Source organism: Leptospiraceae bacterium, assembly GCA_015075105.1.
Classification (GTDB): domain Bacteria; phylum Spirochaetota; class Leptospiria; order Leptospirales; family Leptospiraceae; genus JABWCC01.
In genome coordinates this window covers 1,578,758-1,594,804 of sequence record JABTUZ010000001.1, presented here as the reverse complement: position 1 = coordinate 1,594,804, position 16,047 = coordinate 1,578,758, and the positions used below count along the sequence as shown (strand labels likewise).

General features: G+C 36.4%; 30 protein-coding genes. All 30 read left to right on the top strand.

The window, feature by feature from the left end; genetic code table 11:
• Position 1 precedes the first annotated feature (1 nt).
• From HS129_07860 to rpsD, 30 genes are read left to right on the top strand one after another with little or no spacing between them, the layout of a single operon-like run.
• Positions 2 to 1,948 (top strand): GTP-binding protein, encoded by a 1,947-nt coding sequence (locus HS129_07860; GenBank protein MBE7411961.1) that lies wholly within the window; start codon positions 2 to 4, stop codon positions 1,946 to 1,948.
• Positions 1,949 to 1,985: 37 nt separating this feature from the next.
• Positions 1,986 to 3,200, top strand: coding sequence for an elongation factor Tu (gene tuf / locus HS129_07855; GenBank protein MBE7411960.1), 1,215 nt, complete (start codon positions 1,986 to 1,988; stop codon positions 3,198 to 3,200).
• Positions 3,201 to 3,209: 9 nt separating this feature from the next.
• Positions 3,210 to 3,521, top strand: a complete 312-nt coding sequence (gene rpsJ, locus HS129_07850) for a 30S ribosomal protein S10 (GenBank protein ID MBE7411959.1) — start codon at positions 3,210 to 3,212, stop codon at positions 3,519 to 3,521.
• A gap of 11 nt (positions 3,522 to 3,532) precedes the next feature.
• A complete protein-coding gene (rplC, locus tag HS129_07845; protein MBE7411958.1) occupies positions 3,533 to 4,153 on the top strand; it encodes a 50S ribosomal protein L3 in 621 nt (206 codons plus the stop codon).
• 1 nt (position 4,154) lies between these two features.
• A complete protein-coding gene (gene rplD / locus HS129_07840) occupies positions 4,155 to 4,784 on the top strand; it encodes a 50S ribosomal protein L4 (protein ID MBE7411957.1) in 630 nt (209 codons plus the stop codon).
• 9 nt (positions 4,785 to 4,793) lie between these two features.
• Entirely contained in the window at positions 4,794 to 5,102 is a 309-nt protein-coding gene (locus HS129_07835) for a 50S ribosomal protein L23 (GenBank protein ID MBE7411956.1), read from the top strand.
• A gap of 2 nt (positions 5,103 to 5,104) precedes the next feature.
• Positions 5,105 to 5,950 carry a 50S ribosomal protein L2 gene (gene rplB / locus HS129_07830; GenBank protein ID MBE7411955.1) on the top strand — a complete coding sequence of 282 codons (846 nt, stop codon included), beginning with the start codon at positions 5,105 to 5,107 and terminating at the stop codon, positions 5,948 to 5,950.
• Positions 5,951 to 5,955: 5 nt separating this feature from the next.
• On the top strand, positions 5,956 to 6,234 hold the full coding sequence (rpsS, locus tag HS129_07825; protein ID MBE7411954.1) for a 30S ribosomal protein S19: 279 nt from the start codon (positions 5,956 to 5,958) through the stop codon (positions 6,232 to 6,234).
• Positions 6,234 to 6,566: a 50S ribosomal protein L22 gene (gene rplV / locus HS129_07820; GenBank protein ID MBE7411953.1), complete on the top strand. Its 333-nt coding sequence runs from the start codon at positions 6,234 to 6,236 to the stop codon at positions 6,564 to 6,566. Before rpsS ends, rplV begins: the two co-directional genes overlap by 1 nt.
• Positions 6,567 to 6,581: 15 nt before the next feature.
• Complete coding sequence (gene rpsC / locus HS129_07815) at positions 6,582 to 7,259, top strand: 30S ribosomal protein S3 (protein ID MBE7411952.1); 678 nt, start codon at positions 6,582 to 6,584, stop codon at positions 7,257 to 7,259.
• A 27-nt stretch (positions 7,260 to 7,286) separates the two neighbouring features.
• Positions 7,287 to 7,700: a 50S ribosomal protein L16 gene (gene rplP / locus HS129_07810; protein MBE7411951.1), complete on the top strand. Its 414-nt coding sequence runs from the start codon at positions 7,287 to 7,289 to the stop codon at positions 7,698 to 7,700.
• Entirely contained in the window at positions 7,697 to 7,918 is a 222-nt protein-coding gene (gene rpmC / locus HS129_07805; GenBank protein ID MBE7411950.1) for a 50S ribosomal protein L29, read from the top strand. The genes rplP and rpmC overlap by 4 nt, the downstream gene beginning before the upstream one ends.
• Before the next feature lie 13 nt (positions 7,919 to 7,931).
• Positions 7,932 to 8,195 (top strand): 30S ribosomal protein S17, encoded by a 264-nt coding sequence (gene rpsQ, locus HS129_07800; GenBank protein ID MBE7411949.1) that lies wholly within the window; start codon positions 7,932 to 7,934, stop codon positions 8,193 to 8,195.
• A gap of 1 nt (position 8,196) precedes the next feature.
• The gene (gene rplN, locus HS129_07795; protein MBE7411948.1) at positions 8,197 to 8,589 is read left to right on the top strand and encodes a 50S ribosomal protein L14; all 393 of its coding nucleotides are present in this window, start codon (positions 8,197 to 8,199) and stop codon (positions 8,587 to 8,589) included.
• Positions 8,589 to 8,945, top strand: a complete 357-nt coding sequence (locus tag HS129_07790; protein ID MBE7411947.1) for a 50S ribosomal protein L24 — start codon at positions 8,589 to 8,591, stop codon at positions 8,943 to 8,945. Before rplN ends, HS129_07790 begins: the two co-directional genes overlap by 1 nt.
• A gap of 2 nt (positions 8,946 to 8,947) precedes the next feature.
• Positions 8,948 to 9,496, top strand: coding sequence for a 50S ribosomal protein L5 (gene rplE, locus HS129_07785; protein MBE7411946.1), 549 nt, complete (start codon positions 8,948 to 8,950; stop codon positions 9,494 to 9,496).
• A 23-nt stretch (positions 9,497 to 9,519) separates the two neighbouring features.
• The gene (locus tag HS129_07780; protein ID MBE7411945.1) at positions 9,520 to 9,705 is read left to right on the top strand and encodes a type Z 30S ribosomal protein S14; all 186 of its coding nucleotides are present in this window, start codon (positions 9,520 to 9,522) and stop codon (positions 9,703 to 9,705) included.
• 10 nt (positions 9,706 to 9,715) lie between these two features.
• Complete coding sequence (gene rpsH, locus HS129_07775) at positions 9,716 to 10,114, top strand: 30S ribosomal protein S8 (protein ID MBE7411944.1); 399 nt, start codon at positions 9,716 to 9,718, stop codon at positions 10,112 to 10,114.
• Positions 10,115 to 10,135: 21 nt separating this feature from the next.
• On the top strand, positions 10,136 to 10,675 hold the full coding sequence (gene rplF / locus HS129_07770) for a 50S ribosomal protein L6 (GenBank protein ID MBE7411943.1): 540 nt from the start codon (positions 10,136 to 10,138) through the stop codon (positions 10,673 to 10,675).
• Between the two features lie 8 nt (positions 10,676 to 10,683).
• The gene (locus HS129_07765; GenBank protein ID MBE7411942.1) at positions 10,684 to 11,052 is read left to right on the top strand and encodes a 50S ribosomal protein L18; all 369 of its coding nucleotides are present in this window, start codon (positions 10,684 to 10,686) and stop codon (positions 11,050 to 11,052) included.
• A 5-nt stretch (positions 11,053 to 11,057) separates the two neighbouring features.
• Complete coding sequence (rpsE, locus tag HS129_07760; protein MBE7411941.1) at positions 11,058 to 11,561, top strand: 30S ribosomal protein S5; 504 nt, start codon at positions 11,058 to 11,060, stop codon at positions 11,559 to 11,561.
• 2 nt (positions 11,562 to 11,563) lie between these two features.
• Complete coding sequence (gene rpmD, locus HS129_07755) at positions 11,564 to 11,743, top strand: 50S ribosomal protein L30 (GenBank protein MBE7411940.1); 180 nt, start codon at positions 11,564 to 11,566, stop codon at positions 11,741 to 11,743.
• 1 nt (position 11,744) lies between these two features.
• Complete coding sequence (gene rplO, locus HS129_07750; GenBank protein MBE7411939.1) at positions 11,745 to 12,290, top strand: 50S ribosomal protein L15; 546 nt, start codon at positions 11,745 to 11,747, stop codon at positions 12,288 to 12,290.
• A gap of 10 nt (positions 12,291 to 12,300) precedes the next feature.
• Positions 12,301 to 13,680 carry a preprotein translocase subunit SecY gene (gene secY, locus HS129_07745; GenBank protein ID MBE7411938.1) on the top strand — a complete coding sequence of 460 codons (1,380 nt, stop codon included), beginning with the start codon at positions 12,301 to 12,303 and terminating at the stop codon, positions 13,678 to 13,680.
• 3 nt (positions 13,681 to 13,683) lie between these two features.
• Complete coding sequence (locus tag HS129_07740; GenBank protein ID MBE7411937.1) at positions 13,684 to 14,247, top strand: adenylate kinase; 564 nt, start codon at positions 13,684 to 13,686, stop codon at positions 14,245 to 14,247.
• Positions 14,248 to 14,251: 4 nt separating this feature from the next.
• Positions 14,252 to 14,470: a translation initiation factor IF-1 gene (gene infA, locus HS129_07735; protein MBE7411936.1), complete on the top strand. Its 219-nt coding sequence runs from the start codon at positions 14,252 to 14,254 to the stop codon at positions 14,468 to 14,470.
• Between the two features lie 6 nt (positions 14,471 to 14,476).
• Positions 14,477 to 14,590, top strand: a complete 114-nt coding sequence (gene rpmJ / locus HS129_07730; protein ID MBE7411935.1) for a 50S ribosomal protein L36 — start codon at positions 14,477 to 14,479, stop codon at positions 14,588 to 14,590.
• A complete protein-coding gene (rpsM, locus tag HS129_07725; GenBank protein ID MBE7411934.1) occupies positions 14,590 to 14,967 on the top strand; it encodes a 30S ribosomal protein S13 in 378 nt (125 codons plus the stop codon). The genes rpmJ and rpsM overlap by 1 nt, the downstream gene beginning before the upstream one ends.
• A gap of 14 nt (positions 14,968 to 14,981) precedes the next feature.
• Positions 14,982 to 15,389: a 30S ribosomal protein S11 gene (gene rpsK / locus HS129_07720; GenBank protein MBE7411933.1), complete on the top strand. Its 408-nt coding sequence runs from the start codon at positions 14,982 to 14,984 to the stop codon at positions 15,387 to 15,389.
• 8 nt (positions 15,390 to 15,397) lie between these two features.
• Positions 15,398 to 16,033, top strand: coding sequence for a 30S ribosomal protein S4 (gene rpsD / locus HS129_07715; GenBank protein ID MBE7411932.1), 636 nt, complete (start codon positions 15,398 to 15,400; stop codon positions 16,031 to 16,033).
• Positions 16,034 to 16,047 lie beyond the last annotated feature (14 nt).

Sequence of the window (16,047 nt, the reverse complement as noted above, 5' to 3'; positions counted from 1 at the left end):
CTTGGCTTATTCGATACATGTCGAGGTTGTAGTATTTGCAATTATGAAATACAGGCAAATCATAAATTTTGGAATTTTCGCCCATATCGATGCAGGCAAGACTACTCTTACCGAAAGAATCTTATTCCAAGAAAAAGTAATTTCTTCATTAGGGGATGTTGAAAGCGGTACAACGGAAACTGATTTTTTGGAAGAGGAAATCTCCAGAGGAATTTCTATTCAATCTGTTGTAGTTAGATTTGAAAAAAAATTCCAAAACACAAAAATTCTATGCAATTTAATAGATACTCCGGGTCATTTAGATTTTGATGAGCAAGTAGAAGAAGCCTTAGAGGTTATAGACATTGCCATTCTTGTAGTAGATGTAAACAATACGATTCAATCGCAAACAGAAGTTTTATGGGAAAAATTAAATCGAAAAAATATCCCGATTATTATTTTTATCAACAAAATAGATTCTACAGAATTTGATTTATTAAAAAAAATATCGGAAATAAAAAAAGGGCTAAGTAAAAAAATCTATCCTGCGTTCTTTCTGAAACAAAACTCCAACCAAAAAATGGAATCAATACTAAAAGCCAAAAAGGCAGACGAGAATATTCTGATTCCATTTATTGAGTGGAATGAGAAACTATCTGAAAAATATTTACAATCACCGGAGAATATACAGTCAATTGCATTGGAAGGGCTTCAAAAAGGTTTTCATATAAGAGAAGTTTTTCCTTTGTTAATAGGTAGCGCAAAAACCGGAAATGGAGTGGGCGATCTGATTGATTTAGTGTGTTTTCTTGGAGAAGTATTTCACAGAGCCAAAAAAAATGAAGATGAGTCGGCTATAATTTTTAAAAAACAAATTCATCCGGAATTTGGAAAAATCTATTATTTAAAAGCTATTAAGGAAATTCACAGAAACGATGTTCTGTATTCCTCGTATGGAGAAATTGGCTTTAATCAGATTTTTTTTATTCAATCTCTTTCTATTGAAGAGGAAAGTGAAGTGGAGGAGGGAGATATTTTTTTAGCTATCCTTTCTATTGATGTTCCGAAAAATATAATTCTCTACAACAAAGAAAAAAAGAATCTCGAAAACAAACAGAAAGATAGGGAATCTGCGGGGCAATTTGGAATTGTGGTCGAGCCGAAATCTACAAATAACTCTTTCGATCTAAACAATTCATTAAAAGAGCTTACATGGGAAGACGACTCTTTCTCATTGAAATTTCAAAGAATTACAAGTCAAATCGAGTTGTGGGGACAGGGAGAATTGCACCTTGAAATTGGTTTGTCTAGACTCCGTAAAAGAATTGGTGAAATTTTCTCTACAGGTGAATTAAAAGTTGCAAGATATGAGATATGGAAAAATGTGGCAGAAAAGCACGTTTTTTTTCATTCCATAAAAGAAGGGATGGAAAGTAGCGGAGAAATAACAGTTTTTTTAGAAAAGTCAAACGATCTGATTCGTTCTGTTTTTTTTGAAGAAAATGTTCCTGAAGAAATCCGTGAGCCTATTCGGGACGGATTTGAAGAGATTATGTCTCACGGGAATTTTGGAGAAGAGATACTTGGAGTGAAACTTCGAGTTATTTCTTACGACAAGCCGAGTGAATTCAACAATCCTATACTTTCACTTTTGAAAGTAGCCGTTATTAGCGGGTTGAAATCTTGTATCAAAGGAAAAACTGAGCTTATAGGCTCTTTGTCTTCATTTGAGATTGTTGTGCCAGATTTTAGCCTTGGAAAAGTGTTGGCTGAATTGGGCTCAAGGTCGGCTAAGATTCTAAAAATCTGTGAGGAAGATTTTCAGGTGTGTCGTGTGACTGGAGAGGTAAGTACTGAAAACTTACTTGGCTTTACAGCCTCTCTTAGAAATATGACAAAAGGGAAAGGAATTTTTCATTCGAAAGTGAATTTCTCCATTTCTCAATATAGTGTTATTGAAATAAAATAATCGGGTAAAACCCGCAAAAAGTATTAGGAGTTAGGAAATGGCTAAAGAAAAATTTGATCGGAGTAAGCCGCACTTAAACGTTGGAACAATTGGTCACGTTGACCACGGTAAAACAACTCTTACTGCGGCGATTACTACTACACTTGCAAGAAAATTCGGCGGAAAAAATAAGGCCGTGCGTTATGACGAAATCGATAACGCTCCTGAAGAAAAAGCCAGGGGTATTACTATTGCAACTTCTCATCAAGAATATGAAACTGCAAACAGACATTATGCTCACGTCGATTGTCCAGGTCACGCTGACTATGTGAAGAACATGATTACAGGTGCCGCACAGATGGACGCAGCGATTCTAGTGGTGTCTGCTACAGATGGTGCTATGCCTCAAACAAAAGAGCACATCTTGCTTGCAAGACAGGTTGGTGTTCCTTATATTGTAGTCTATTTGAATAAAGCAGATCAGTTAAAGGAAGACGAAAGAGCTGAAATGATCGCAATGGTCGAAGAAGAAATTCGCGATCTTTTGAAAAAATACAATTTCCCCAAAGAAGGACAAGGTGAAATCCCTATCGTTTACGGCTCTGCATTAAAAGCCCTTGAAGGTGACGAGAGTGAACTTGGAATGAAATCCATTGAAAAATTAATGGAAGCGTTAGACACTTACGTTCCGAACCCTAAGCGTATTACTGACAAGCCTTTCCTTATGCCTGTAGAAGACGTATTCTCCATTACTGGGCGAGGAACTGTTGCCACCGGTAGAGTAGAGCAAGGTGTCCTAAAAATTAACGAAGAATTGGAAATCATCGGTATTAGAGATACGCAGAAAACTGTTGTTACTGGTATCGAAATGTTCAGAAAGTTATTGGATCAGGCAGAAGCCGGAGACAATATCGGTGCACTTCTTCGTGGTACTAAAAAAGAAGACATTGAGAGAGGTCAAGTTCTCGCTAAGCCGGGTTCCATTACCCCTCACAAGAAGTTTGCTGCTGAGGTTTATGTACTAACAAAAGATGAGGGAGGCCGTCATAAGCCATTCTTCAATAATTATCGTCCTCAGTTCTATTTCAGAACTACAGATATAACAGGGGTATGTATGCTTCCTGCTGGAATGGAAATGGTGATGCCGGGAGATAACGTTTCTGTTACGATAGAATTGATTCACCCAATTGCTATGGATAAGGGTTTGAACTTCGCGATTCGTGAAGGTGGTAAAACAATCGGGTCTGGTGTAGTTGCAGACATCATTGAGTAGTTTTAGAAAATGACAAACGGGCAAAGAATACGAGTTAAGTTACGTGCATTCGACCATAGGTTGATTGATCAATCAACCTATGAGATTGTTGCAACAGCAAAAAGAACAGGTGCAGTAGTGTCTGGTCCAATTCCTTTACCAACCAGAATTGAGAGATACACTGTGCTGCGTTCTCCTCATGTGAATAAGAAATCGAGAGAGCAATTTGAAATGAGAACTCATAAAAGGCTAATTGATATTCTGAATACGAATGAAGATACAGTAGAAGCTCTCATGAAGCTTCAATTGCCCGCCGGTGTTTCAGTGGATATTAAATCTTAGGGGTTTTTGGCATGGCAAAGGGATTGATAGGAAAAAAAATCGGAATGACACAAATCTTTACTGAGGCAGGTGACATGCTCCCTGTTACAGCTTTAGAATTGGGTCCTTGTAGCGTATCACAAGTGAAAACTCTTGAAAAAGATGGTTATTCTGCGATTCAGTTGAGTTACGGAGAAGTAAAGCCTGAGCAGATTTCTTCACCGGAGTTAAAGCATTTAAGTAAAAATCAGATTGAACCAAAGAGATTTTTAAAAGAATTTCGATTTGGAGAGGAAGGACCTAAAGCTGGAGATACTCTTCAAGTAGCTGATATTTTTGCAATTTCTGATAAGGTAAAAGTTACCGGAGTCAGCAAAGGAAAGGGATTCCAAGGGGTAGTAAAAAGACACGGACACCATGGTGGTCCAATGGCTCACGGTTCTAGAAATCATAGACTTCCAGGTTCGATCGGTGCTTGTGCGACTCCTTCCAGGGTGTTTAAGGGGCTAAAGCTTCCGGGTAGAGCCGGTGGCTTAAAAACTGCTGTATCTAATTTGAAGATAGTGAAGATTATTCCTGAAAGCAATCTTATTTTTGTTTCTGGGTGCATTCCCGGCCCATCAAAGTCTCTTGTTACAGTGGAGAAAATATAGTATGAAAGCACAGAAATTTTCAAATTCAGGAAAATTTTTAAAAGATGTAGAGCTACCTGAATTCTTATTCAAAGAAAAACTCAGTAAAGGTGCTATCTTTGATGCGATTAAAGCTGAAAACGCTAATATGAGATCGGGAAACCATTCTACAAAAGATAGAGGAGAAGTTCGTGGTGGTGGTAAGAAGCCTTGGTCCCAAAAAGGTACTGGTCGCGCAAGACAAGGATCTTCCAGAGCACCTCATTGGGTTGGTGGAGGTGTAATCCATGGACCTAAGAAAAGAGATTACTCTATTCGGCTTTCACGAAATGTTAAGAATCGAGCAGTAGTTTCTATCTTACAGAAAAAAGCCTATGAAGAAAAGTTGAAATTGTTAGAAGACATTAGTTTGAATGAATTTAACACGAAAGCAGTTTTTCAAATATTTAAAAATATGAATATTGAAGACAAGGGTAGATTTAGTCTGATTGTTGCAAACGATAGTCTTCACTTAAAAAATTCTGCCAGAAATATTAAAAATCTACAGTTTATCAATGCAAAAAGAATCGCTTGTCGCGAGTTGTTATACAACAACAATTTGGTGATTACTGATAGTGCAATGAAAGAGTTAGAAGCTAAGTACGGGGCATAAAAGAAGATTATGAATATTGAAAATGTAGTTATTGCTCCTTTGCTTACAGAAAAAGCACAGGATTTAGAAAAAATCGGAACTAAGACCGGTAAAAGAACAATAAAGTATTCTTTTAAAGTTCATCCTCGTGCGAATAAAACTTTGATTAAAGAATTTATTAAAAAAACCTATAATGTTTCTCCTTCTTCAATAAGCATTATGGTATATAAAGGTAAAAATAAAAAATTTAGAAATTCTATTTCTGTTCGCCCTCATTGGAAAAAGGCCATCGTAACTTTTTCCAATGGTTCAGTTTTGGATTTTACTAAGGGTGGTTGATAATGGGGATAAGAAAATACAAACCGGTGACTTCATCTACCCGATACAAATCTGTTCTTGATTTTGCAGAGGTAACTGAATCTAAACCGTATAAATCTCTAACTACTATGCTAAATTATAAGGCAGGACGTGGGGATGGCGGTAAAATTTCTGTCCGAAGAAAGGGTGGAAGAGTAAAGAGAAAATATAGAGAAATTGATTTTAAAAGAAGCAAAAGAAATATTCCAGCAATTGTTAAATCAATCGAATACGATCCAAACAGAACTTGCTTTATTGCATTGATTTGCTATCAGGACGGAGTCTATTCTTATATATTGGCACCTGAAGGTTTACAAGTCGGAGACAAGATTTCCTCTGGAGAAACTGCAGAAATCAAATTAGGGAATTCTCTACCTCTCGATAAAATCCCACCCGGAACAATCGTTCATAATATAGAAATGAGCTATGGAAAGGGTGGACAGATTGCGAGAACCGCAGGTGGATTTGCTACTATTGCTGCAAAAGATGGAGATTTTGTAACTTTGAAACTACCTTCTTCTGAAGTAAGAAAAATTAGAAAAGAATGCTACGCTACAATTGGTGCCATTGGCAATAAGGATCGGATTCTAATCTCTATCGGTAAGGCCGGTAGATCTAGATGGCTTGGTAAAAGACCAAAGGTAAGAGGGGTGGTGATGAATCCGGTCGATCACCCGCATGGTGGTGGAGAAGGAAAAACTTCCGGTGGAAGACACCCTGTTTCACCATGGGGTCAGCCTACTAAGGGTTATAAAACAAGGAAGAAGGCAAAGACCAGTTCCAAGTTTATAGTTCAGGGCAGAAAAAGAAATCGAAATAGAGGTAATTGATTACTATGTCTAGAAGCTTAAAAAAAGGGCCATTTATCGACGATCATCTGATGCAAAAAATCACAAAGATGAACGCAGATAATGTAAAAAAACCATTTAAAACATGGTCAAGAAGAAGTACGATTTTTCCTGACATGGTAGGACATACTGTAATGATTCATAATGGGAATAAATTTATTCCTGTATATATTAATGATAATATGGTTGGTCACAAATTAGGAGAATTTTCACCTACAAGAACCTATAGAGGGCATAGCAATCAAGATAAGAAGGTTAAGAAATAATGGAAGCCAAGGCAGTCGCTCGTTTTGTAAGAATATCAGCAAGAAAAGCAAGGCTTGTAGCCGATGAGGTGAGGGGATTTGATTATCTTGAGGCCGTTGATATATTAAAATTTACAAATAAAAAGGCAGCGGACTTAGTTTTAAATGTAATGAATTCTGCAAAGGCAAATGCTATACACGCAGACAAGAAATTAAACGAAGCAAGCCTGTATGTAAAAAAAATATATGTTGATGAAGGGCCTATTATGAAAAGATTTCGTGCAAGAGCAAGGGGTCGAGCTGCAAGAATCAGAAAGAAATTAAGTCATATAACTGTAGTTTTATCGGATTAGGTTAAAGGAAAAAAGATGGGACAAAAAGTAAATCCAAACGGTTTAAGATTAGGAATAACAAGAACTTGGGATTCTATATGGTTTTCTAAGGAAAGTTATACTAAGAATCTCCACGAAGATATAAAAATCCGAAAATTTTTAATCAATAGAATTAAGCAAGCTGCGCTTGTAAAGATTATCATCGAAAGGTTTCCTGAAAAAATTAATGTAAATATTCATACAGCTAAACCCGGTGTAGTGATTGGACAAAAGGGCGCAAATATTGATAGCATAAAAAATGAGATCAAAAAACTTTCTGATAAGCCAATCCACCTAAATATAGTAGAGGTAAAAAAACCGGAAACTGTAGCTCAAGCAGTAGCAGAAACAATAGCTCAACAAATTGAACAACGTATGCCTTTTAGAAGAGTAATGAAAGCAGAACTTCGTAGAGCCATGCGAGGTGGAGTAGAAGGAATCAAGATTTCAATTTCCGGACGACTTAATGGTGCGGATATGGCTCGAACAGAAAAATATATGGATGGAAGAATTCCACTTCATACATTGAGAGCGAAAATTGATTTAGGGTTTAAAGAAGCTCTAACTACATTTGGTCAAATCGGAGTCAAGGTTTGGACTTATAGTGGTGATTTCATAGGTAACAAAGAAGAAGAAGTTGAAGATAAATATACAGTAAAAAGAAGAACAAATTGATTGTTTTTACAAACGTGAGATAAAGTTATGTTAGCCCCAAAAAGAGTTAAATTTAGAAAACGCCAGAGAGGAAGACTCAAAGGCAATGATGAAAGAGGGAACAAGGTCTCCTTTGGAGATTTTGGTCTTATGGCAGTAGATTCAGGTAGAATAACTGCAAGACAAATCGAAGCAGCCCGTGTATCTATTAACCGTAGAGTAAAACGAGGCGGCAAATTATGGATTAGGGTATTTCCTCAAACTCCGGTTACAAAAAAACCAGCAGAAACTCGTATGGGAAAAGGAAAGGGAAATCCAGAATATTGGATCAGCGAAATTCGCCCTGGAAGAGTATTATTTGAAATGAGTGGGATTGATGAAGAATCAGCTAAAAAGGCTCTAACTATGGCAGCGTATAAATTGCCTATCGCTACCGAATTTGTAAAAAGGACTCTCGTATGAAAACAAAACTAAGAGAAATGAAAGATAATGACATCAAAACTGAAATTCTCAAGGCAAGAAAAGAAGTAAAAAATTTTCGATTTCAATACGTTACCGCAAGGTCTCTGGAAAATCCTAAAATCATCAGAAATTTGAAAAAGAAAATAGCAAGACTTCTTACAATTGCAAGAGAAAGAGAATTGGGCATAAATACAAATTTGGATAAAAAGAAGAAATAATTTAGAGGGATAAATGAAAGATACTAAGCCCAAAAATCAAAAGACAGTGCAAGGAAAGGTTGTTTCTGCAAAAATGGACAAAACGGTTGTAATAGAGATCGAAACCATGCAAACTCACCCTCTCTTTAAAAAAATTACTAGAAAAACACATCGTTTAAAAGTGCACGATGAAAAAAGAGAATGCAGGGAAGGCGATAGGATCATCGCACAAGAAACAATACCGCTCTCTAAAGAGAAAAGACATAAACTCTTAAAAATTGTAGAAAAGGCAAAATAATATGATTCAAGTAGCGACAGAACTGCAAGTTGCAGATAACTCCGGAATTAAATGGGTAGAATGTATCAAAGTTCTTGGCGGTTCCAAGAGAAGATACGCTTCCGTTGGGGATGAAATCATTGTAGCGGTCAAGGACTCTCAACCAGGTTATGGTCTTAGAGATGCAACTGGGAAAAAAGTTCATGCAAAGGCTGTACAAAGAGCAGTTGTAGTCAGAACAAAAAAAGAAATACGCAGAGTTGACGGGACTTACATTCGGTTTGATGATAATGCAGTAGCTATTATTGATGAGAAAGGAAATCCGAGAGGAACAAGGATTTTTGGGCCTGTAGCTCGTGAGCTTAGAGATAAGAAATACATGAAAATAATATCGCTTGCACCGGAGGTACTCTAATGGGAAAAAAATTACCTTATAGAGGATCAGAAAATACAAAGTTCAAAAAAATCAAATTAAGAAAAGATGATGAAGTGATTTGTATTGCAGGGAAAGACAACGGAAAAAAAGGAAAAATTCTATCTGTAGATAAACGTAGAGATCGAGTTTATGTGGAAGGATTGAATAAGAGAGTAAGATTTATGCGACCTACTCAAGAAAATCCTCAGGGTGGGGTTGTAGAAGTTGAAGCATCTATTCATATTTCCAATGTGATGCTATACGATACAAAAAAGAAAAAAGGTGTTCGTATCGGTTTTACTGAAAATAAAGGGAAAAAGATTAGAGTGACACGTCCAGAAGGTAAAGAAATCTAATTATGGCAAAAGCAAGATTAAAAACGAAATACGAAAAAGAAATTAGACAGAATCTCTTGAAAAAATACAATTTCAAGTCTATCATGCAGGTTCCAAGGTTAGAAAAAATTGTTCTAAACGTTGGAATGGGGGATGCCCACCAAAATCCTAAAGCAATGGAATCTGCCTTAGAAACTCTTGGACTGATTACTGGACAAAAAGCAGTAAAAACAAAAGCGAGAATTTCTATTGCTGGGTTTAAACTTAGAGAAGGTATGAATATCGGTTGCATGGTTACTTTACGAGGGACAAGAATGTATGAGTTTTTAGATAGACTTATAAACGTGGCTCTCCCTCGTGTAAGGGACTTTAAGGGTGTTAATCCTAAGGGGTTTGATGGAAGGGGAAATTATAATATCAGCGTAAAAGAACAGATCATTTTTCCTGAAATACAATTCGATAAAATCAATAAAATTCACGGAATTAATATTTCGTTTGTTACAAGTACTACAAACGATGAAGAAGCGTATGAAATGTTTGCGGCTTTTGGAATGCCGTATAGAACTAAATAGAGATCAGGAGCTAAATAGAATAAATGGCTAAAAATTCACTTGTAGCACGGCATGCAAAAGAAAAAAAATTTAAGGTAAGAGAATACAACAGATGTCCTCTATGTGGAAGACCAAGAGCTTATGTTCGTAGATTTGGAATGTGCAGAATGTGTTTCAGGAAATTGGCGAGTGCTGGTCAACTTCCTGGTGTAAGAAAAGCATCTTGGTAGGCGGAAAAATATGAATATATCAGATCCAATAGCAGATATGTTGACTCGAATTAGAAATGCAGGTCGTGCGGGTCACGAAAAGTGTATAGTCACTAGTAGCAAAATTAAAAAATCTATTTTAGAGATCTTGAAAGAAGAGGGTTTTATTTCAAACTTTCAGGTTATTAAAAATGGAGAATTTTCGGACTATGAAATTCAATTGAAGTATAGTGCTTTGAGAGTTCCTGTAATCAATAAGATTGAAAGGGTTTCTAAGCCAGGTCGAAGGATTTATATCGACCATGAAAGCATAAAACCAATCCGAAGCAATCTTGGGATTTCTATTCTTTCTACTTCAAAAGGCATCATGACTGGAAAAAAGGCAAAAAAGCTAAACATTGGCGGAGAATTTCTCTGCTTAATTTACTAAGGAAATATTGGAGACCGGATAATGTCTAGAATAGGTAAAAATCTTGTTACTCTCCCGGATAAGGTAGAAGTAAAACAGATGGGAGAGGAATTGGTAGTGAAGGGGCCTCTTGGTGAATTAAAAACTCCTTTGTATAAAGGGATTAGTTTGTCTGTTGATGGCAAAAACGTATCTTTCCTTAGAAATAGTGAAGATCAAAATATTGTAGCATTGCACGGTTTAGTTCGAGCGCTTTTTAATAATTGTGTGAAAGGTGTCAGTACAGGTTGGGAAAAAAATCTCGAAATTTTTGGAGTGGGTTTTAGAGCACAAAAAAAAGGGAATAGCTTAGTTATGAACTTAGGTTTTTCTCATGAAGTTGTGTTTCCTGAGCCAAAAGGTATTAAAATTGATGTAGTAGATCAGTTAAAAATAAAGGTGAGCGGAATTGATCGTCAGTTGGTAGGGCAAGTTGCTGCCAATATTCGAGCAAAAAGAGAACCTGAACCATACAAAGGAAAGGGCATTAAGTATTCTACCGAATATATAAAACGCAAAGCCGGAAAAACAGGTAAAAAATAAAAATAGCCATGATAAATAAAGAGAAAAAAACCTTAAGAAGTATTAAACGAACAAAAAGAATTCGTTATAAAATTAAAGCAAATTCGGACAGACCGAGGCTTGTTTTTAATAAATCAAATAAATTTTTGATTGCTCAGATAATTGATGATAAAATTGGAAAGACACTTGCGTTTGCAATCTCATCCGAAAAAGATTTTCCTTTGAAGGGTGATGTCAGAAAGAATAAAAAATCAGCATCCGAGCTTGGTAAAATTATTGCTAAGCGTGCAATTTCAAATGGTGTCAAGCAGGTAGTGTTAGATCGATCAGGAATGATTTATCATGGTAAGGTAGCCGCTTTTGCGGATTCCGCAAGAGAAGAAGGATTGGAGTTTTAACTGTTATGAATTTTGAAGAAGAAGCAAAAGAATTTACCGAGAAAGTCGTCAAAATAGATAGAGTTGCTAAAGTAGTTAAGGGTGGAAGAAGATTTTCATTTAACGCCTTGACTGTCGTAGGAGATTCTAAGCGAAGAGTAGGGATTGGGTTTGGAAAAGCCAATGAAGTCCCTGATGCAATAAGAAAATCTATTGATGCTGCAAAAAAACATTTAGTCCAGATTCATATTATTGGTCACACAATTCCACATGAAGTGAAGGGGCAGTTTAAATCTGCAAAAGTTATTTTAAAGCCCGGTGCCCCAGGTACAGGAATTATTGCCGGAGAGGCAGTGCGCTCTGTTGTAGAAAAAATCGGAATTCAAGATTTACTTTCTAAATCTTATGGATCAGGAAATTCACTCAATATCGTAAAAGCTACTTTTGACGCATTAAAAAAATTAGAAACTCCTGTTATGGCTGCAAGCAAAAGGGGAATCAGTTTAAAAAAATTATTCGGAAATGATTGATTATGGAAGAGATTAAAATAACTCAAGTAAAAAGTTCAATAGGCACTATTCCTGAGCACAGAAAAACACTGAAAGCTTTAGGTTTAAAAAAAATAGGTCAAGTAAGGGTTCATAAACAAAATCCTGCTGTCTTAGGAATGATTAAAGCTGTTGAGTATCTCTTAAAAGTGGAGAAAGTGTGATATGCCTGGTATTAAAGATAGAATAAAGCAATCTTTTGCATTTGGAAAAAAAAGAGGAGAAGTAGAAAAAAAGTTAAATACTTCTAATCTAATTCCTGTTCCAAAGGGTGCAAAAAGAGAAAGAAAGAGAATTGGGCAGGGGCCCGGATCCGGGATGGGCAAGACTTCTACCAGAGGGCAGAAAGGGCAAAAAGCTCGTGCTTCAAGTATGAAAAGAGGATTTGAGGGTGGGCAGATGCCAATCCACAAGAGACTACCTAAGCGAGGCTTTACTTCTATATTTCATAATTCTTATCAAGCAATAAATTTGCGTGATATAGCACGATTGAACTTGACCGGTGAGGTTGATCCCAAAATCATGGTAAAACAAGGATTGATAAAAGAAGAAAGCGGTTTAGTCAAGCTATTAGGCACGGGTAGTATTACTTCACCTGTAAAAATAACTGTGGATAAATGCTCTAAGTCAGCTCTTGAAAAAGTTCAAAAATCGGGTGGCTCTGTACAGTTTCGCAAGAAACTTACATTCCCAAAAAAGGCTAAAAAATAAATAGCATACTATGATTTCTACAATTATAAATATTTTTAAGATACCAGAATTAAGGAATAAAATTGCTTATACTTTGGCTATGCTCCTTATATTCAGAATGGGAACTCATGTTACCATTCCCGGTATCAATAGCTTAGTAGTTTCCGGTATTTCTTCTGACCCAACTGAAGGATTTCTAGGTATGGTAGATTTGTTTGCGGGTGGAGCTTTATTAAAATTTTCTATTTTTGCTTTAGGAATTATGCCATATATTTCATCTTCAATCATTATGCAGCTTGTAATGGTGCTAATTCCTCAATTACAAAAACTTCAAAAAGAAGGCGAGGAAGGAAGAAAAAAGATTAACCAATACACTAAATATGGAACTATTGTTTTGTGCTCTGTTCAAAGTCTTGCGGTTATTTATCTTGCAAAAAGCTGGTCAACCGGAACAGGTGTCAGCCCTGCGAGGTATCCTGGTCTTATTAGTCCTGCGGTTGATTCTTTTTTTATCCCACTCGGGATTCTTACAATCACCTCCGGTACGATTTTACTTATGTGGATGGGGGAGCAAATTACTGAAAGAGGAATCGGAAACGGTATATCCTTAATAATTTTTGCGGGTATTATAGGTCGTATGCCGGAAGCGGTCGTGCAATTATTGACTACAGATTCTTCGGATGCACTATCTATTTTAATATTGTTTATAATTTTTATTTTACTTATAGCGTTTACTGTTATATTGACCCAAGGAGTTCGGAAAGTCCCACTTCAATACGGAAAGCAGATGGTGGGAAGAAGAATGGTTCAGGCAAAAAGCCAAAGCATTCCATTTAAGGTGAATGGTGCAAACGTAATGCCTATTATCTTTGCTTCTTCTTTGATTTTATTTCCTCAAACTGTAGTTCAATGGTTGTCTTCCAATAGTGGACAATGGGCTGGCTGGGCGATCATTATGGATTTTTTCAATCCATTTTCTCAAATTTGGTATCGATCTATTGTGTATTATATTTTATACACTGGTTTAATTATATTTTTTGCTTATTTTTATACTGCAATCCAGTTTAACCCAGCAGAATTGGCAGAAAACTTAAAAAAATACGGCGGTTTTGTTCCTGGAATTCGTCCCGGAACTCAAACTAAAGAATATATAGAAAAGGTATTGAATCGGATTACACTACCTGGTGCAATTTTTCTCGCTGGTCTTGCACTTTCCCCTTATATTTTAATTAAGTTTTTAAATTTAGGAAGTAACACCGGAGGTGGTGCCTTAGTTTATACTTTTGGGGGCACTTCTCTACTTATTATGGTGGGTGTAGCTCTTGAGACACTAAAGCAAATAGAATCTCAACTTCTAATGAGAAATTATGAAGGATTTATGAAAAAATCCAAGATCAAGGGTCGAAATTAAACGATGAAGCGTTTAGTATTTATGGGACCGCCCGGTGCCGGAAAAGGAACACAGGCAAAGACTATCTGTGCAAATTTTAAAATTCCTCAGATTTCTACAGGCGATATTTTACGTGAATCTGTTAAAAAAGGGACCGAGATGGGGCTTTTAGCAAAAAAATTTATGGAAGCCGGAGATTTAGTACCGGATGAAGTTGTAGTAGGAATTATTAAAGATAGGCTAAGAGAGGAAGATTGCACTACCGGATTCCTGTTAGATGGTTTTCCCAGAACTATAGAGCAAGCCGATTCTCTTGGAAAAATTTTGGGTGAGCTTGGTTTGAAATTAGACTCAGCTATTAATCTATCCGTGCCAGACTCAGAGCTTATTACTCGCCTTTTAGAACGAGCGAAAAAAGAAGGTCGTTCAGACGATAACGAGGAAACTATCAAAAATCGTCTTGAAAATTATAATTCAAAAACCTTTCCACTTTTGGATTATTATCGCAAAAAAGGTATTTTAAGCGAAGTGAATGGACTTGGAACTGTGGAAGAGATTGCAGATAGGATCAAAAAGGAGTTAGGGTAAAAGATTGGCAAAAGAAGAAGCGATTGTAGTGGACGGTACTGTTACAGAGCCTCTTCCAAATGCTATGTTTCGTGTTGAGTTAGAAAATGGGCATAAGATTTTAGCCCATATCTCTGGAAAAATGCGGATGCATTATATCAGGATTTTACCTGGGGACAAGGTGACGGTTGAGCTTTCACCTTATGATTTAACCAAGGGTAGAATTACTTATCGTAAGAAGTAGGGAAATATGAAAGTTAGAACATCAGTTAAAAAAATATGTAGCAGTTGTAAAGTTATCAGACGAAAAGGTGTGATTCGTGTGATTTGTGCAAATCCTAAACACAAACAGAGGCAGAGATAATGGCGAGGATTGCTGGAATTGATCTTCCTAAAGATAAAAGAATAGTAGTTGGGCTGACCTATATATTTGGAATAGGCAGGTCTTCATCTGAAAAGATTTTGAATAAGGCAGGTGTTGATTTTAGTGTTCGAGTAAAAGACTTGAACGATCAACAAGAAGCTGCAATTAGAAAAGTTATTGAAGAAGAAAAAACTGTTGAAGGTGATCTTCGCTCTGAAACTAACCTAAATATCAAAAGGCTTATGGATATAGGTTGTTATCGTGGGCTTCGTCATAGAAGAGGTTTACCTGTTCGAGGACAAAGAACGAAAACCAACGCCCGAACCAGAAAGGGCGGAAAGAAAACTGTAGCAAATAAAAAGAAAGTGACTAAGTAAAATACGGACTAATCATGGAAAAAAATCAGAAAAATAAAAAAGAAAAAAAAGTTAAGAAAAAAGAAAAGAAAAATATCCCTAAAGGCAAGGTATATATACAAGCTTCTTTTAATAACACAATTGTATCTGTTACTGATATGGCCGGAAATGTAATATCTTGGTCAACATCTGGAGCTATGGCATTTAGAGGGTCTAAGAAATCTACTCCTTATGCAGCTCAAATTGCTGCTGGAAATGCTGCAGATAAGGCAATTGAAGCATCAGGAATTCGTGAAGTTGATGTATTGGTTTCGGGGCCCGGAATTGGACGAGAGTCAGCAATTCGATCTCTTGCAGCAAAAGGATTAGCAATAAAAATTATAAAAGATATTACTCCTCTGCCTCATAACGGATGCAGACCGAGAAAAAGAAGAAGAGTGTGAGTTAGAATATGGCGAGATATACAGGACCAGCTTGTAAACTATGCAGAAGAGAAGGTTTAAAACTTTATTTAAAAGGTAGTCGGTGCTTAAATAAGGATAAATGTAGTTTTGAAGACAGAAAAAATCCACCTGGACTTCCTCCTAAGAAAAAAGGAAAGGTATCGGAATATTCTTTACAATTACGTGAAAAGCAAAAAGTAAAAAGAATATATGGAGTGCTTGAAAAGCAGTTCAGAGAATATTTTGCGAAAGCCCATAAATCTCAAACAGGGATTACAGGTGATATACTTCTGCAATTGTTAGAAAGAAGGCTAGACAACGTAGTTTATAGGTTAGGTCTTGCAACATCAAGAGCACAATCTAGATCTTTTATTTCTCAGGGACATATCAATGTAAATGGAAATAGGGTCGATATTGCAAGCTATCAGATTAAAATAGGCGATAAGATAGAAATTCGAGAAAAATTCAAAAAGTCCAGTTTACTGGATCAAAATATAAAATATGCACAATCTCTGAATCGTCATCCTTCTTGGCTTACACCTGATTATGTGAATTTATCGGGTGAGATTATTGCTCTACCTACAAGAGAGCATATTGATATGCCGATTAAAGAGCAAGTGATCATAGAATTGTATTCTAAATAGATTTTATTTTACGG

What these genes read in the sequence shown, in the direction of transcription:
- HS129_07780 (MBE7411945.1), top strand. Translation starts at nt 9,520, where the DNA reads ATGGCTAAAAATTCACTTGTAGCACGGCATGCAAAAGAAAAAAAATTT.
- rplP (MBE7411951.1), top strand. Translation starts at nt 7,287, where the DNA reads ATGTTAGCCCCAAAAAGAGTTAAATTTAGAAAACGCCAGAGAGGAAGA.
- rpsS (MBE7411954.1), top strand. Translation starts at nt 5,956, where the DNA reads ATGTCTAGAAGCTTAAAAAAAGGGCCATTTATCGACGATCATCTGATG.
- secY (MBE7411938.1), top strand. Translation starts at nt 12,301, where the DNA reads ATGATTTCTACAATTATAAATATTTTTAAGATACCAGAATTAAGGAAT.
- rpsJ (MBE7411959.1), top strand. Translation starts at nt 3,210, where the DNA reads ATGACAAACGGGCAAAGAATACGAGTTAAGTTACGTGCATTCGACCAT.
- rpsC (MBE7411952.1), top strand. Translation starts at nt 6,582, where the DNA reads ATGGGACAAAAAGTAAATCCAAACGGTTTAAGATTAGGAATAACAAGA.
- rpsQ (MBE7411949.1), top strand. Translation starts at nt 7,932, where the DNA reads ATGAAAGATACTAAGCCCAAAAATCAAAAGACAGTGCAAGGAAAGGTT.
- rpsM (MBE7411934.1), top strand. Translation starts at nt 14,590, where the DNA reads ATGGCGAGGATTGCTGGAATTGATCTTCCTAAAGATAAAAGAATAGTA.
- rpmC (MBE7411950.1), top strand. Translation starts at nt 7,697, where the DNA reads ATGAAAACAAAACTAAGAGAAATGAAAGATAATGACATCAAAACTGAA.
- rplE (MBE7411946.1), top strand. Translation starts at nt 8,948, where the DNA reads ATGGCAAAAGCAAGATTAAAAACGAAATACGAAAAAGAAATTAGACAG.
- rplF (MBE7411943.1), top strand. Translation starts at nt 10,136, where the DNA reads ATGTCTAGAATAGGTAAAAATCTTGTTACTCTCCCGGATAAGGTAGAA.
- rplO (MBE7411939.1), top strand. Translation starts at nt 11,745, where the DNA reads ATGCCTGGTATTAAAGATAGAATAAAGCAATCTTTTGCATTTGGAAAA.
- rpmD (MBE7411940.1), top strand. Translation starts at nt 11,564, where the DNA reads ATGGAAGAGATTAAAATAACTCAAGTAAAAAGTTCAATAGGCACTATT.
- rpmJ (MBE7411935.1), top strand. Translation starts at nt 14,477, where the DNA reads ATGAAAGTTAGAACATCAGTTAAAAAAATATGTAGCAGTTGTAAAGTT.
- rplN (MBE7411948.1), top strand. Translation starts at nt 8,197, where the DNA reads ATGATTCAAGTAGCGACAGAACTGCAAGTTGCAGATAACTCCGGAATT.
- rplB (MBE7411955.1), top strand. Translation starts at nt 5,105, where the DNA reads ATGGGGATAAGAAAATACAAACCGGTGACTTCATCTACCCGATACAAA.
- rplV (MBE7411953.1), top strand. Translation starts at nt 6,234, where the DNA reads ATGGAAGCCAAGGCAGTCGCTCGTTTTGTAAGAATATCAGCAAGAAAA.
- HS129_07790 (MBE7411947.1), top strand. Translation starts at nt 8,589, where the DNA reads ATGGGAAAAAAATTACCTTATAGAGGATCAGAAAATACAAAGTTCAAA.
- HS129_07740 (MBE7411937.1), top strand. Translation starts at nt 13,684, where the DNA reads ATGAAGCGTTTAGTATTTATGGGACCGCCCGGTGCCGGAAAAGGAACA.
- rpsK (MBE7411933.1), top strand. Translation starts at nt 14,982, where the DNA reads ATGGAAAAAAATCAGAAAAATAAAAAAGAAAAAAAAGTTAAGAAAAAA.
- rpsD (MBE7411932.1), top strand. Translation starts at nt 15,398, where the DNA reads ATGGCGAGATATACAGGACCAGCTTGTAAACTATGCAGAAGAGAAGGT.
- rplC (MBE7411958.1), top strand. Translation starts at nt 3,533, where the DNA reads ATGGCAAAGGGATTGATAGGAAAAAAAATCGGAATGACACAAATCTTT.
- tuf (MBE7411960.1), top strand. Translation starts at nt 1,986, where the DNA reads ATGGCTAAAGAAAAATTTGATCGGAGTAAGCCGCACTTAAACGTTGGA.
- rpsE (MBE7411941.1), top strand. Translation starts at nt 11,058, where the DNA reads ATGAATTTTGAAGAAGAAGCAAAAGAATTTACCGAGAAAGTCGTCAAA.
- HS129_07835 (MBE7411956.1), top strand. Translation starts at nt 4,794, where the DNA reads ATGAATATTGAAAATGTAGTTATTGCTCCTTTGCTTACAGAAAAAGCA.
- HS129_07765 (MBE7411942.1), top strand. Translation starts at nt 10,684, where the DNA reads ATGATAAATAAAGAGAAAAAAACCTTAAGAAGTATTAAACGAACAAAA.
- rplD (MBE7411957.1), top strand. Translation starts at nt 4,155, where the DNA reads ATGAAAGCACAGAAATTTTCAAATTCAGGAAAATTTTTAAAAGATGTA.
- rpsH (MBE7411944.1), top strand. Translation starts at nt 9,716, where the DNA reads ATGAATATATCAGATCCAATAGCAGATATGTTGACTCGAATTAGAAAT.